Raw genomic sequence first — 13,712 nt, 5'->3', positions numbered from 1 at the left:
TTAGCCCTGCTTCCAGACGACTTTGTCCTGGCCGCCGGCGTCCCGGTAGACGACGCTGTCCGGCGCGGTGCCGTTCTTGACGTCGAAGTAGACCCGCCCGCTGGTCTGGCTGCCCTGCGCGATCGGGCCGTTGGGCAGGCCGTCGACCTCATTGCCCTTCATGACCGCGAACGTCGAACTGTTGACCGCGCGCGCGTTGAAGTCAGCGATGTTCGGGGTGGGAGAGCCGCTTACCGCCCTCGCGGTCACGTCGGAGTACCAGATTCCGTCGTTGTGACCGCTGGGTTGCAGGTTCTCGACGGTGTAGTCGATGGCACCGCCTGGGCTTTGGATCTCCTGTGTTTGACCGAACCCGACCACTGTCGGGTCCGCAGAAGCCGGTGCCACCGCCAGCATTCCTGCCGTTGTGAGGCCGACCGCTGTCACCGCCGTCTTTTTGGCGATCTGGGAGAACATCACGGTAAAACTCCTTCCGCTAGGTCCCAAATACATATCCGCATGGGCGATTTTCAAACCTCAAAACGGTAGCCCATGCCAGCTTCGGTCAACAGATGCTTGGGATTGGACGGATCATCTTCGAGTTTGCGCCGCAATTGCGCCAGATAAACCCGCAGGTACTGGGTTTCTTTGGCGTAAGCCGGGCCCCACACCTGCGTGAGTAACTCATCACGGCCGACCAGTTTGCCGCGATTGCGCACCAGCATCTCCAACATGCCCCACTCGGTGGGGGTCAGATGCACCTCACAGCCGTTCTTGGTGACCTTCTTGGCGGCCAGATCAACGGTGAACGATGCCGTTTCCACTATCGGCTGGTCGATTTCGGCCGTGGCGGCATTGCGGCGTGCAGCTGCCCGGAGCCGGGCCAGAAACTCGTCCATGCCGAACGGTTTGGTCACGTAGTCGTCGGCCCCGGCGTCCAGCGCCTCGACCTTGTCAGCGGAGTCGGTGCGGGCCGAGAGCACGATCACCGGGACGGTCAGCCAGCCGCGCAGCCCGGCCAGCACCTCGATGCCGGAGATGTCAGGTAGTCCCAGGTCGAGAATCACCACGTCGGGGCGCTGTTCGGCGGCGGCGCGCAGCGCACCGGCACCCGTCGCCGCGGTGACGACCGCGTAGCCGCGCACCGACAAGTTGATCTTCAGCGCACGCAGGATCTGCGGCTCGTCGTCGACTACCAGAACACGTGTGCTCATCAGCCTTCTCCTGCCGGTGCGGCCAGATCCACCACCATGGTCAACCCGCCACCCGGTGTCTCCGTCGCCGAGATGGTGCCACCCATCGCTTCAGTGAAACCCCGCGCCACCGACAAGCCAAGTCCCACACCGCTGGTGTTGTCGCGGTCGCCGAGTCGCTGGAACGGATCGAACGCGTGCAGTTCGCCACCGCGCGGCAGTCCACAACCCTCGTCGGCGACGTTGATCAGCACCCGGTCGCCGACTTGGCCCGCCGTCACGCGCACCACGCTGTCCGAGGCGTAGCGCAGCGCGTTGTCAATGACGTTGGCCAGCACGCGTTCCAACAGTCCGGCGTCGGCCATAGCCACTGTCGGACCCACTTCGACCTTCACCTGTTCCAAACTGCCGCGCCCGAAGACGTTGCTGCGCTTGCCGATTCCGATCAAAGCGCGCTGGACCACCTCTTCCAGATACACCTTGGTGAGTGCGGGCCGGATCACCCCGGCTGCCAGTCGAGAGGAATCGAGCAGGTTACCCACCAGGGCGGTGAGCTGGTCGACGGACTCCTCGACGGTGGCCAGCAGTTCGGCGGTGTCGTCCGGTGAGAAGGCGACGTCGTCGGCACGCAGGCTCGACACCGCCGCCTTGGCCGCCGCCAGCGGGGTGCGCAGGTCGTGGCTGACCGCCGAGAGCAGGGAGCGGCGTAATTCGTCGGTGCGCATCACCGCGTCGGCCCGGCTGGCCTCGGCCGCCAGCTCCTCCTGGCGGACCAGTCCGGCGGCTTGGCGGGCCACCACCGACAGCACCCGCCGGTCCCGGGAGGCCAGTTGCCGGCCGACCATCAGCATCCAGAACTCGTCGTCGCCGACATCGATAGCGGTGTCGGCGAGATCCACCGAGGTGCAGGGCTGCTCGCCCACCGAGGCCACCACCCTGGTGGCGCGGGCGACCGCGGTCTTCGCCGTTGCGGCCGGGACGCGAACCAGGCTGACGGATCGCTGCGCGTAGGTCTCGCGAACCCGCTCCAGCAGCGTGTCCAGGTCCGCTCCGCGCAGCACGGACCCGGCGAACAGCGTCATCAATTCCGCCTCGCGGGAGGCGCGACCGGCTTCTCGGGCCCGTTTGGCGGCGCCGTCGACCAGGGCCGCCACCGCGACCGCCACCAACAGCAGCACCACCTCGGTCACCGCGGCGTCGTGTTCGGCGATGGTGAAGTCGCGGCGCGGGGTGAGCAGGAAGTAGTTCATCAGCACCCCGGACAGCAACGCCGAGAGCACCGCCGGGGCAATACCGCCGAGCAGGGCCACCAGCAGGACACCGACGACGAACAGCGCACTCTGGCCGGTCTCGAGGTAGTGGTCCAGCCAGCCGACCACGATTGCGCATATCACGCACGGAACGACGATCGCGGCCAGCCAGGACACCGCCCGCCGTTCCCGCGGCGAGACCGAGAATGCCCGGAAACTCGGCTTGATGTCCTCGTCGGTGACGATGTGCACGTCGATATCGCCGGACTGCTGCACCACTGCCGCACCGACACCCTCGTCGAGGATGCGCGCCCAGCGGGAGCGTCTCGAACTGCCGATCACCAGTTGGGTGGCGTTGACGTCACGGGCGAATTCCAGCAGCGCGGCCGGCACGTCGTCGCCGATCACCGTGTGCAGCGAGGCGCCCAGGCTGATCGCCAGCTGGCGGATCTTGCCCACCCGGGGCGCCGGTGCGCCGGAGATTCCGTCGCCGCCCAGCACATGCAGCACCAGCAGTTCGCCACCGGCTTTGGAGGCGATCCGGGAGGCGCGACGTACCAAGGTCTCTGACTCAGGGCCGCCGGTGACCGCGGCGACGATGCGTTCGCGGGCCTCCCAGGTCTCGGTGATCTTCTTGTCGGCGCGGTATTTCGTCAGCGCCGCGTCGACCTGTCCAGCCAGCCACAGCAGCGCCAGTTCGCGCAGCGCGGTCAGCGTCTCGCCGCGGAAGTAGTTGGCCAGCGCCGCGTCGACCTTCTCCGGCGGATAGACGTTGCCGTGGGAGAGCCTGCGGCGCAGCGCTTCCGGGGCGACATCGATGAGTTCGATCTGAGTCGCCTGGCGCACGACCGCGTCGGGCACGGTGTCGTGCTGGACGGTGCCGGTGATCTTGGTGACGACGTCGCTGAGGCTCTCCAGCTGCTGCACGTTGACGGTGGAGATCACCGTGATCCCGGCGTCGAGCAACTCCTCGACGTCCTGCCAGCGCTTCGGATTACGGCTGCCGGCGGCGTTGGTGTGCGCGAGATCGTCGACCAGGACCACCTCGGGGCGCCGGGCCAGCACCGCGGCGACATCGAGTTGGCCGTCGAGTTCGGCGTCGGGGGCGCCGACGGTCTCGATGCCCCGCAACAGTTCGGCGGTCTTGCTGCGGCCGTGGGTTTCCACGGCGGCGGCCACCACGTCGGTGCCGCGCTCGACCCGCCGGTGGGCTTCGCCGAGCATCGCGTAGGTCTTGCCGACCCCGGGCGAGGCACCGAGGTAGATGCGGAGTTCCCCGCGCTGACTCACGACGCTCACCCGACCATCATCCCGGCAACCGCCGTTCTCAGCCAGCGGCGACCGGGCGTGCCATGACAGTGGGTTTGAATCCGTAGTGTGGATCGCTGAAACCGCGACCGCCGCGCGCTGCGGCCGCACCGGCGGCACCCATCCCGGCCGGCACCGCGGTCATCGACTGCCCTTCCTCGACCGCGCCGGGAATCCACTCGGAGGTGATCAACGGCGCCGCACCGGTCCCGCCCGGCAGTGCCCCCGGCCAGGTCGACGGCACCGACAGTCCCCCGACCGGGGCCGCCTGGGCCATGCCGGCCAGCACCGGCGTCCGGCCGGTGGCCGCAGAGCCGGCGACGGCCGCGCCGGCCGGGGCGTCGACCGAATCCACCAGGACCGCTCCACCGGCGGCACCCACGCCGGGTGAGGCGATGGCGAGCGCGCTGGCGATGCCGGCGAACAGATGCCAAGACCCGGCGGTCACCGCGTAGGTGCTGTAGGTCTGGATTGCGTTCCAGATCCCGATGTTCTGCGTCGAATCGATGAAATTCGTCAGGAAATCGCCCGCCTGGGCCGGACCGGCCGCGGCGCTGAGCGGCGAGGACAGGGTCTGCACGGTGTTGGGCAGCCCCGAAACCAGCTGAGACAACCCGTTCTGGGCGCTCCCGGTCGATGCCTGTGCGACCGCGGCCGCCTGACCGGCGGTGCCGAGCGGGTTGCTGATCGGATTGGGGGAGGACAGCGGCTGCAGAACTCCGGCGCTTGCCGAGGAACCCGCATAGCCGTACATGGCGATGGCGTCCTGCGCCCACATCTCCGCGTACTGCGCCTCGGTGGCCGCGATCGCCGGGGTGTTGATGCCCAGGAAGTTCGAGGCGATCAGCGCCATCAGCTGCGCCCGGTTGGCGGCGATCACCGGGGGCGGCACCATCATCGCAAACGCCGCTTCGAATGCGGCCGCGGACGCGGTTGCCTGGGCGGCGGCCTGCTCGGCAGCGGCCGCGGTGGTGTTGAGCCAGTTGACATACGGCATCACGGCCGCGGCCATCGACGCCGAGGCCGGCCCCTGCCACTCCTCGCCGGTCAGTGCCGCGATCGCCGACTGGTAGGACGTCGCGGTCGTGGAAAGCTCCGCGCCGAGACTGTTCCACGCCGCAGCGGCCGCCATCATCGGGGCCGCACCGGCGCCGGCGTACATGCGGCCGGAGTTGATCTCCGGGGGTAACGCGCCAAAGTCCATGTTCGTCAATTCCGTTCGCTGGTAACCGATTGCCTGCCGTCAGCCCACCGGTGGGCGCGGCATCACCTTCGGCTTGATGCCATAGCGCAGCCGGCCGCGGCTGCCCTGCTCGCTAGACGACGCCGGCAGCCCAGCGGGCACGGCCGCCGTAGCGGCGCGGGGCGCGGCGGCTGCCGAATTCGTGCCGGAGAGCGCCGCGGGCGTGGCCCCCGCCGGCACGGGTTCGCCGGCCCAGGCCGGTGGCGTGGGCGCACCGAGGGGCCGTGCCGCGGCCTGACCTGCGGTCGTGGTGACCGGTGCTGCTGCGGCGGCCGGGGCGGTCTGGCCGGTGAGACCCGCCTGGGGCATGTCGGGGGGTGCGACTTGGTGAACCACCCCGGACGGGGAGGTGATGTAGCCCTTGCCCAACCCGGTGAACTCCGAAGCGGCGGAGCCGATGGTGCCGGCCTGCATGGCGGCCAGGATGGAGCTGTTGCTGGCGATCCCGCCCAGCCCGAACGTCGGGTCAGCGGCCCCCGAGCCGGCGCCCAGTCCTGCGGTTGCCGTGCCCAGCCCGGCTGCGGCCGAGTTGGCCGTCTCGGTGCTGCCGTAGGAGTCGGCGCTGGTGCGCAAGGTGTTGACGAACATTTCCTGGATCGCCGCGGCCTGTGCGCTGATCTGCTGGTAGAGCTGCCCGTAGGCGGCGAACTGGGTCGCCTGCAAGACCGAGACCTCGTCGGCGCCCGCCGGGGCGATGCCGGTGGTGGGTGCGGCGGCCGCGGCGCTCTGCGCGGTCATCGCCGAGCCGATCGCCTGCAGGTTGCTGGCGGTCGCCGCCATCGCCTCGGGCTGGGTGGTCACGAAGGACATCACTTCTCCTGGTGGAAAACGGGGTCGGCCTTCGGCCGAATGCAGGGTCCACTGTCTCCGGCCGAGGGCCGAATCGGAGAAGTCGTTTACGGGTTCTTAACGCCCCTGCCAGGATTCTTGACGGTTTATTCGCACAGGTACTTCACAGCGCTGGGCGGCCCGGCGCAGGCCCGACTGGACTCCCACCGCTGCGTCGGTGCTGGGCCGTTCGTCGATGACCTGGAAGTTTCGTCCGAGCCGGGTGAGGAATTCCTGGCAGGTCATGCGGACCGGCGCCGCTTTTCCCGCTCAGCCGGCCGCCACCGGATGCATGGTGAAGTCGCCGAAGACAAAACAACCGGCGCAGCCCCCTCCGCTGCGCCGGTTTGCTTTGTTAGGGCCTGGTCAGGCCCAGCTGGAGCCGACGGAAGCGTCGGTGTTGGCCATGTTGTTGCCGGCGGTCTGCACCTTCTGACCATGGGCGTTGGCCTGCTCGTAGATGACCGCGAAGTTGCGGCCCAACTGCGCCACGAACTCCTGGCAGGCCACCGAACCCGCGCCACCCCAGAAATCCCCGGCAGCCAGCACGTCATGCACGATCGCCTGATGCTCGGCCTCCAACGACGCCGCCTGGGCACGAATCAACGCACCGTGGGCGTTGACGTCACCGAACTGGTAATTAATGCTCATCTGCGATTCTCCTTCTAGCTCGACAGGATCTGCTGAGAAGCAGCTTCCTGCTGCTCGTAGTGGTTCGCATCCCGAATCAGACCATCACGCACCCCGTGCAGCATGTTCACGATGTTGCGAAACGCCGTCTGCATCTGACCCATGGTGTCCATCGAGGTCCGCTCGGCCAGACCACCCCAGCCCGCACCCGAGATGTTGGTCGACGACGCCCACATCCGCCGGGCCTCATCCTCCACCGTCTGAGCATGCACATCGAAACGCCCCGCCATGCTGCGCATCGCGTCCGGATCGGTCATAAAACGTGTTGCCATCGCTGTGTCTCCTTACCTGAAATTCGTTGTCGCAGAGGTTAACCGGCAACGACCGGACGGGGCATCACGGTCGGCTTGAAGCCGTAGCGGGGGGTACCGAGGCCGAAACCGCCCCGCTCGGCGCCGACCGGCATCCCGCCGGGCACCGCCGCCATCGACTCGATCTCCTCCGGGGTAGCCCAACTGCTGGCCTGGAGTGCGCTGGTCGCGGCGGCGTCGGCTGGGGCTGCCGCGGCCCACGCCGGCGGCGCGGACAGTTCGCCGACCAGCGTCGCCTGCCCCACGCCCGCCGAGACCGTCGGCGCGCTGGTGCCGGCAGTGAACGCTCCGGCCGCCGCTGAGGCGGCGCCCGCCTCACCCCCGAGCGCGCCCAGGCTGCTCAGCGGGCCGCCGGGAGCCAGCAGGGCGCCGATGCCGGCACCTGCCGAACCACCGCCGAAGGCGTTGAAACCCCCGCCGGAGAAGAAGGTGGTCATGGTCGGGATCAAACTCGCCGGGGTGAACGCTGCGGATGTCCCGACGAAGCTCATCCCGCCGTTGAGTGGGTAGGTGAACAGCGACACGACGCCATTGATCGACGCGTTCCTGCCGATGGCCTCGAGGAGTCCGGCGAGTGTGGGCGGGGGTAGGCCGGCGTCGGCGGGACCCGGCGAGGTCAGGGTCTGCAGCGCGTTGGGCAGCGACGAGATCGCTTGCGCCGTCTGAGCGGTATTGCCGGCGGCCGTGCCGTTGGCCTGACTGACGGCGGCCGCTTGGTTGGCCGTTCCGGCCGGATTCGTGGTCTGGGTGGGCTCACTGAACGGTGTCACCTTGGTCGCCGCCGCCGAGGACGCCGCGTAGCTGTACATGACACCGGTGGCCTGGGCCCACATCTGGAGATACTGTGCGTCGCTGGCCATGATCGCGGCGGAGTTCTGCCCTACGACATTGGTCGCCACCAATTGCTTCTGCTGCGCGCGATTGGCGGCGATCACTGCCGGGGGAGGGGTGGCCGCGTGGGCCGCCTCGAATGCGGCCGCTGCGGCCGTGGCCTGGGTGGCCGCCTCCTCGGCCTTCGCCGCGGTGTCGGCCATCCACGCCAGATACGGCTTGGTGGCGGCGGTCATCGACGCCGACGCCGGGCCCATCCATTCCTGGTCGACGAGCTGGGAGAACGTTGTCTCGTAGGACGTCAGGGCCGAGGTGATCTCCGCGGCCAGGCCGCGCCAGGCGGAGGCGACGGCCATCATCGGCGTCGATCCGGGGCCGGTGTACAGCCGCCCCGAGTTGACCTCGGGTGGCAGGAGTGCGTAGTCGATCATCGTTGCTCCTAAACCACCATCGGCTTCGGCATGAATTTGGGCCGGAATCCGTAACGCGGGGTGCCATAGTTCATCCCGGCCCGACCGACGCCGGTCGGCACCGGAGGGGGCATGGAGGCCATGTTGTTGTGGGTCTCCGAGGGGACCGCCCAACCGCCGGGCCCCCCGGTCAGGGCCGCGGCGCCGGGGGTGGCGGCCGACCAGCTGGCCGGCGCCGAGAAAGACGTTCCTACCAGCGAGGCCTGACCCATCCCGGCGGTGACCGCCGGGGTGACCGCACTGACCCCAAATGCGCTACTGACCCCGCTGGCCATGCCACCGCCGAGCGCGCCCAGGGCGCCGAGTGCGCCACCGGGGCTCAACGCCGCTCCCAGACCACTGCCGAGCGCACTGCCGGTGGCGCCGTTGAAGCCCCCGCCGGTCATGAAACCGATGAGGCTTGGCAGCAGCGCAGACGGAATGAAGGCCGCGCCGGTACCCGCGGTGTTGAACAAGTTGTACAGCGGGGTGCCCAACATGTACGCGTAGCCGTTGGTCGGGTCGTTGTACAGGAATTCGATGATCTGCTCGATCCAGTCGGTCGACGCTGCCGGGGCGGCCATGGACTGCAGGGCATTCGGCAGCGCCGAGATCATCTGCGCCGTCTGTGCGGTGCTGTTGGCGGTGCTGCTGCCGCCGGCCTGGCTGACCGCAGCAGCCTGTCCGGCCAGCCCTGCCGGGTTGGTGGTCTGGGCGGGTTCGCTGAACGGGGTCACCTGCGACGCGGCGGCCGATCCGCTGGCGTAGCCGTACATCGCGGCGGCGTCCTGGGCCCACATCTCGGCGTAGAGGGCATCGAGGGCTGCGATGGCCGGGGTGTTGATGCCCAGGACGTTGGTTGCGACCAGTGCCGCCTGCTGCACCCGGTTGGTGGTGACGGCCGCAGGAGGGACCGTCGCTGCCCGCGCCGTCTCGTACACGGTCGCGGCGGCGGTGGCCTGGGCGGCGGCCTGCTCGGCTTGCGCGGCGGTGGTGTTCATCCAGGCGATGTAGGGCGTTGCCGCCGCAGACATCGACGCCGAACCCGGCCCGAGCCAGTCCTCACTGGACAGCTGGGAGACCACCGTCTCGTAAGAGTGTGCGGCAGAAGCGAGTTCGCCGGCCATCGCGCGCCAGGCCGAGGCGGCCGACATCATCGGCGCTGACCCCGGGCCGGCGTACATCCGCCCGGAGTTGATCTCGGGGGGCAGGGCTCCGTAATCCAGCATGAATTCCGCCTAACCCGCTGCGAGCGCGTTGGCGGCTTCGGTGGCCGCGTAGGACTCGGCGCTGCCGTTCAAAGTGGCCACGAACATCTCGTGAATCGCCGCGGCCTGCGCGGCAACCGACTGGTACATGCTGGCGTGGGCGGCGAACTGCGCAGCGGTCAGCGCCGAGACTTCATCGGCGGCCGCCGGAACGACACCGGTAGTCGGAGCGGACGCAGCGGCGCTCTGGGCGTTGAGCGACGAACCGATCGCTTGCAGGTTGCCGGCGGCAGCCGCCAAGGCCTCCGGCTGCGTGGTCACGAAAGACATCTGGGTTTCTCCTCACGGATCCGAGCGTTATCCGGATTCCTGCGACCACGGTCCCGTATCACTGGGGGATTGTGAAAGCTGGTTAACCGCTTCTTAACCCGCGTGTCCCAACTTTTTACGAGCGCCTTCGCAGCGCTCTGACAGGCGGGGTGGACCGGGGCAGCCCGCGGGGCTTGCGAGGCCTCGGAACGAAAAGCCGTGCAAGACGGCTATGAGCGGCAAGGGCAAGCTTTTCGTCGCTGCCCGCGAAGTGGTTCAGGTCACAGCGTGTCGGCAGTGTGCGTACGACGGCATTTCTACCAATGACGCACACACGCCAAATTTATTGGTACGCAAGGACTTTAGCGACGACGAGCCGACTCGGTTATGACGCCGGTGATGCGACTCGCTGACGATGTGAGCCCTCGGTAACGCGGAATTAACATGTTGATCCGGCGGAGTAAACGCTCCGTAACATGCTTTTAACGAACGCTCAGCAGACTACGAGCCATGAAACGGTTTCTGCTGCTGGCGGGCCTCACCGCCATGGTCGGTCTGGCGGTGCCCGCGCATGCCGAGCCGGTCGGTAGCGACGCCGCCTTCCTGACCCAGCTGAACGGAGCTGGCCTGAGCCACCGCGGCTCCGACGAGGTGGCGATCTCCGCCGGTCACTCCGTGTGTCAGCTGATGGATGCCGGCCTGACCCCGATGGACACCGTCGTCGCGGTGCAGACCACCAACCCGGGATTCACCCTGCAGCGCGCCGCGGAGTTCGCGCGCATCGCTGCGCAGAACTACTGCCCGCAGCACGCCTGAGTCGCTACGGGGTCCGCTACCGCCGTGCCGGTGGGCTGCCGTCGGCGTCGCCGCGTTAGATTCGCCGCGAGCCCCCATAGCCCAATTGGCAGAGGCAGCGGACTTAAAATCCGCCCAGTGTCGGTTCGAGTCCGACTGGGGGCACCGTATTTACTCTGGTCAAAGCGTTTTTGGGTTATTAGATCGGCTAGGCACCGGACTTCCCTTACGCAACCGTTACGCAATGGTGCGGGAACCTAGCCCCGCTAAGTTCTCTGTAGCAAACTCGGCGGCTCGGCCTCGGCTACCAGCACGAACGCGGCGCAACTGCCGCGAGCGGACTCCCCTCGCGGGCGACAAGAGGGGCGGGCCGATGAGCCGATTGCCGGGCGAGATCTCGACGCCGGAAGAGGAAAAATGCGCGCGTAGGCCCGATTGATGGGGTTGACCTTGGCCGAGCGCAGGGCGGTGACGGAGGCGATCGCCGTCCGTTACATCCTGGCGAGCAAGCGCGAGAAGAGTCGGATTCTGGACGAGTTGTGCGCCACGACGAGGTGGCATCGCAACCATGCCCGTAAGGCGCTGAAGTCGGCGCTGCAGCCCAAGATTGTCACTGCGCGCAGTCCGCGTCCGGTGAAGTATGGCGACGATGTCGTCGCCGCGCTGACGGTGTGCTGGACGGTGCTGGGCATGCCGGCCGGCAAGCGGCTGGCGCCGATGCTCGGGGAGCTGGTCGGCGTTCTGCGTCATTTTCGGGAGCTGACCATCGACGAGGACACCGTCGAACTGCTGGTGTCGATGTCGGCGGCCACCATCGACCGGCGGCTGGCCGATGAGCGAGCCAAACGCCAGGTGCGGGGGCGTGTTGGCACGAAGCCGGGTTCGCTGCTGAAAGGTCAGATCCCGGTGCGCACCTGGGCCGAGTGGGACGATGCCCGGCCCGGGTTCGTGGAGATCGACCTGGTCTGGCATGACGGCGGTATTCGGGGCGGAGGTCACGCGTTCACGCTGACGGTCACCGACATTGCCACGGGCTGGACTGAGAACCGCTCGGTGCCGGAAAAGACCAGCACATGCGTGTTGGCGGCACTCAACGCCATCGCCTGTGTGATGCCGTTCCCGATCCTGGGCGTGGACTCTGATAACGGATCAGAGTTCATCAACGACGACCTGTTTCGGTGGTGTCAACGTCACAAGATCACCTTCACCCGAGCACGTCCAGGCAACAAGAACGACGGTTGTCACGTGGAGCAGAAGAACTGGACAGTGGTACGCATGCTGGTCGGTTACCACCGTTACGACACCGCCGCAGAAGTGTTGCTACTCAACGAGATCTGGCAACTGCAATCCAAGCTGACCAACTACTTCTACCCCCAACAGAAACTGATCTCCAGGGTCCGCACCGGCGCCAAGGTATCCAAGAAGCACGGCAAAGCCACCACCCCGTTTCACCGCGTGATCGATCACCCCACCACGACGGTGGAACGCATCGTCGCGCTGACCCGCGCCTACTCGTTGATCAATCCCGCCGCCACCCAGCGCCAGGTCCACGCTCTGACTGCTCGACTGCTCACCCTCACCACCACCAAGGCCGGCGCCACCGCTGAGGCCCAGGTCAACAAACGCGCACGAGTACGTGAGGCAACGAATCCTCCTACGCGCGCATCTTGACGTGAGGCAACAGGACCCAGAACGGGAGCGGGGTCAACATTGAGGACATACGAGCACCCGACAGAGCGGTGCCCGCACTGCGGCGGGGCGATGATTGTTACCGAAGCCCAATCTGGGATTTGGGGCGGCAGCTCGGCCGTGGTCCACTTCATGCAGGTGAGCAAGTGGCTTGGTCACTCCACCTACACCCTGACGCTGGACGTGTACGGCGACTACATCCCCCAGACCGATGGCGGGGCGCTGAACACCCTGCCGGAGCCCCCGGCCCCGGCGAAGCCAGTTCCGGCAGTGGTGGGGAACGTGGTGCCCTTGTTTGGGTAGAGGGGCGACAACCTCGGGACGGCAGGAGAGGCACGCGGCACCGGTGGTGGCGTGTGGAAGGGTGCTGGTCAGTCGAAGCAGGGAGCGTGATTTGCCGCCAAGAAGGCGTTGGCGTCTGCCGCGTTAGTGAATTCGGGGACAGCCGCACTTGGGTCTTTGAGCGTGACAGGCCCCATGAGGTTCACGACGAAGTATCGATCGCCTGGCGGATGATGACCCATCGACCCCTCTAACACCGTATAGAGCAAGACACCACCGACACACTTGCCGAAGCGGCCCGGGTATCCATGCACAGTGAGACCTTTGGAATTCTGCAGTCCACCATCCCGCAGGTCGGTCAGATTAATACCCTCGATGATGGTGCCCACTGTATTAGCTGGAGGGTTCTGAGCAGATTTTTCCCACACTTGGTCGGCTAACGCCATGGCTGAAGGAATCTGTTCCTGTGGAGCCCTCTCGTATATAGCCAAGTCTGACGTGTTGTTTGCTGACGCATCCGGCGAGACATCAGCGTGGAACGTTTCTGCCGGTGCAATCTGCGACGCCGACGCCTGTCTGGACTTGGCGACAGGGTCGTCTTGCGATGAACCGCATGCTGCCAAAACGGCCACAGCAAAAACGGCTGCGCACACTCCCACGAGGTACTTCACCACAGACGTTTCCCTTCAGGAGTCGGCAGCAAGAGACGTCCAATCGTACACAACGGTGAACACCGATCTACTTCAATTGACCTGGCGCGGTCCTGGCGCCCCCGCCAGCCGTCGCCGCCGGGCCAGCAAACACGGAAAATCGGAGTTCCGTTACGCAACTTTTACGCAACCCCTAGGGGATAACCCTGAAAGGGCACCCAAAGGTCAGGTAGCTAGAATCGACCAAACATGTTCATTACCAGCCCGTTTAGGGTCACATCGGGTTGCTAACGCCGAGGTCAAAACGGCCCCCGCCCCGTTCTTAAAATCCGCCAAGTGTCGGTTCGAGCCCGACTGGGGGCACGGTGGTTGTGCTGGTAGATCGCTTATTGGTTCGGTCGGTCCGGTCGCCGGTGGGCTTCACCCCGGCGTCACCCCGGCGAGCGGGCGAGACGACCGGGCCGCAAATACGACGGCGGCACCCCATCACAATTCGATACGGGTGCCGCCGCGACGCTTGCCTGCCGGGCCGTCGCCCGGCAGGCTAGGATACGTACAGGGCATGTACGCGGTCCCCGGATGCGCTATCCGGTCTCCTCCCTCTCTGGAGGTTGGGGGTCTAGCAGGTGGCCGCCTGCTAGACCCCGGGCCTATCCACCCCGCGTCCGTGGGCTACTCGTGGGATTCGGCCGGGAAC

At 67.0% G+C, this 13,712-nt stretch carries 14 protein-coding genes and 1 tRNA gene; 4 read left to right on the top strand and 11 right to left on the bottom strand.

Annotated elements, in window-relative coordinates; genetic code table 11:
• The 10 genes from A5648_RS17445 to A5648_RS17400 all read right to left on the bottom strand — a co-directional run bounded on the left by A5648_RS17445 (position 1) and on the right by A5648_RS17400 (position 9,620).
• Positions 1 to 459 carry an MPT63 family protein gene (locus A5648_RS17445; protein ID WP_065025747.1) on the bottom strand — a complete coding sequence of 153 codons (459 nt, stop codon included), beginning with the start codon at positions 457 to 459 and terminating at the stop codon, positions 1 to 3.
• A 50-nt stretch (positions 460 to 509) separates the two neighbouring features.
• The gene (locus A5648_RS17440) at positions 510 to 1,193 is read right to left on the bottom strand and encodes a response regulator (protein WP_065025746.1); all 684 of its coding nucleotides are present in this window, start codon (positions 1,191 to 1,193) and stop codon (positions 510 to 512) included.
• Positions 1,193 to 3,721, bottom strand: coding sequence for a sensor histidine kinase (locus tag A5648_RS17435; RefSeq protein ID WP_065025745.1), 2,529 nt, complete (start codon positions 3,719 to 3,721; stop codon positions 1,193 to 1,195). Before A5648_RS17435 ends, A5648_RS17440 begins: the two co-directional genes overlap by 1 nt.
• A 28-nt stretch (positions 3,722 to 3,749) precedes the next feature.
• The gene (locus tag A5648_RS17430; protein WP_065025744.1) at positions 3,750 to 4,934 is read right to left on the bottom strand and encodes a PPE family protein; all 1,185 of its coding nucleotides are present in this window, start codon (positions 4,932 to 4,934) and stop codon (positions 3,750 to 3,752) included.
• A gap of 39 nt (positions 4,935 to 4,973) precedes the next feature.
• Positions 4,974 to 5,783, bottom strand: coding sequence for a PE family protein (locus A5648_RS25000; protein ID WP_065025743.1), 810 nt, complete (start codon positions 5,781 to 5,783; stop codon positions 4,974 to 4,976).
• A gap of 384 nt (positions 5,784 to 6,167) precedes the next feature.
• The gene (locus A5648_RS17420) at positions 6,168 to 6,452 is read right to left on the bottom strand and encodes a WXG100 family type VII secretion target (protein ID WP_013827941.1); all 285 of its coding nucleotides are present in this window, start codon (positions 6,450 to 6,452) and stop codon (positions 6,168 to 6,170) included.
• 14 nt (positions 6,453 to 6,466) lie between these two features.
• Complete coding sequence (locus A5648_RS17415; protein ID WP_047317297.1) at positions 6,467 to 6,763, bottom strand: WXG100 family type VII secretion target; 297 nt, start codon at positions 6,761 to 6,763, stop codon at positions 6,467 to 6,469.
• A 38-nt stretch (positions 6,764 to 6,801) separates the two neighbouring features.
• The gene (locus A5648_RS17410) at positions 6,802 to 8,064 is read right to left on the bottom strand and encodes a PPE family protein (RefSeq protein WP_065025742.1); all 1,263 of its coding nucleotides are present in this window, start codon (positions 8,062 to 8,064) and stop codon (positions 6,802 to 6,804) included.
• Positions 8,065 to 8,072: 8 nt separating this feature from the next.
• On the bottom strand, positions 8,073 to 9,311 hold the full coding sequence (locus A5648_RS17405; protein WP_065025741.1) for a PPE family protein: 1,239 nt from the start codon (positions 9,309 to 9,311) through the stop codon (positions 8,073 to 8,075).
• Positions 9,312 to 9,320: 9 nt separating this feature from the next.
• Positions 9,321 to 9,620 carry a PE family protein gene (locus A5648_RS17400; RefSeq protein WP_064854099.1) on the bottom strand — a complete coding sequence of 100 codons (300 nt, stop codon included), beginning with the start codon at positions 9,618 to 9,620 and terminating at the stop codon, positions 9,321 to 9,323.
• 489 nt (positions 9,621 to 10,109) lie between these two features.
• Here A5648_RS17400 and A5648_RS17395 point away from each other — a divergent pair, with 489 nt between their 5' ends.
• The 4 genes from A5648_RS17395 (at position 10,110) to A5648_RS17380 (ending at position 12,386) form a co-directional block, all read left to right on the top strand.
• Positions 10,110 to 10,415, top strand: coding sequence for a DUF732 domain-containing protein (locus tag A5648_RS17395; RefSeq protein WP_082966555.1), 306 nt, complete (start codon positions 10,110 to 10,112; stop codon positions 10,413 to 10,415).
• 70 nt (positions 10,416 to 10,485) lie between these two features.
• Positions 10,486 to 10,559: transfer RNA gene (locus A5648_RS17390), tRNA-Leu, on the top strand.
• 273 nt (positions 10,560 to 10,832) lie between these two features.
• A complete protein-coding gene (locus A5648_RS17385; protein ID WP_065025740.1) occupies positions 10,833 to 12,065 on the top strand; it encodes an integrase catalytic domain-containing protein in 1,233 nt (410 codons plus the stop codon).
• A gap of 156 nt (positions 12,066 to 12,221) precedes the next feature.
• A complete protein-coding gene (locus tag A5648_RS17380; protein WP_428844355.1) occupies positions 12,222 to 12,386 on the top strand; it encodes a hypothetical protein in 165 nt (54 codons plus the stop codon).
• 68 nt (positions 12,387 to 12,454) lie between these two features.
• On the opposite strand, the gene A5648_RS23830 is transcribed toward A5648_RS17380, so the two are convergent.
• The gene (locus tag A5648_RS23830; protein WP_131810591.1) at positions 12,455 to 13,039 is read right to left on the bottom strand and encodes a hypothetical protein; all 585 of its coding nucleotides are present in this window, start codon (positions 13,037 to 13,039) and stop codon (positions 12,455 to 12,457) included.
• Positions 13,040 to 13,712 lie beyond the last annotated feature (673 nt).

Origin of the sequence: Mycolicibacter sinensis, assembly GCF_001673565.1 — a bacterium.
In the GTDB taxonomy this organism is placed as follows: Bacteria; Actinomycetota; Actinomycetes; order Mycobacteriales; family Mycobacteriaceae; genus Mycobacterium; species Mycobacterium sinense_C.
The sequence above is the reverse complement of the archived record's forward strand: the minus strand, read 5'-3'. Positions and strand labels throughout refer to the sequence as shown.

Coding starts and splice junctions, on each gene's coding strand:
- A5648_RS17395 (WP_082966555.1), top strand. CDS start 10,110: ATGAAACGGTTTCTGCTGCTGGCGGGCCTCACCGCCATGGTCGGTCTG.
- A5648_RS17440 (WP_065025746.1), bottom strand. CDS start 1,193: ATGAGCACACGTGTTCTGGTAGTCGACGACGAGCCGCAGATCCTGCGT.
- A5648_RS17385 (WP_065025740.1), top strand. CDS start 10,833: ATGGGGTTGACCTTGGCCGAGCGCAGGGCGGTGACGGAGGCGATCGCC.
- A5648_RS17405 (WP_065025741.1), bottom strand. CDS start 9,311: ATGCTGGATTACGGAGCCCTGCCCCCCGAGATCAACTCCGGGCGGATG.
- A5648_RS17420 (WP_013827941.1), bottom strand. CDS start 6,452: ATGAGCATTAATTACCAGTTCGGTGACGTCAACGCCCACGGTGCGTTG.
- A5648_RS17400 (WP_064854099.1), bottom strand. CDS start 9,620: ATGTCTTTCGTGACCACGCAGCCGGAGGCCTTGGCGGCTGCCGCCGGC.
- A5648_RS25000 (WP_065025743.1), bottom strand. CDS start 5,783: ATGTCCTTCGTGACCACCCAGCCCGAGGCGATGGCGGCGACCGCCAGC.
- A5648_RS17430 (WP_065025744.1), bottom strand. CDS start 4,934: ATGGACTTTGGCGCGTTACCCCCGGAGATCAACTCCGGCCGCATGTAC.
- A5648_RS17415 (WP_047317297.1), bottom strand. CDS start 6,763: ATGGCAACACGTTTTATGACCGATCCGGACGCGATGCGCAGCATGGCG.
- A5648_RS17410 (WP_065025742.1), bottom strand. CDS start 8,064: ATGATCGACTACGCACTCCTGCCACCCGAGGTCAACTCGGGGCGGCTG.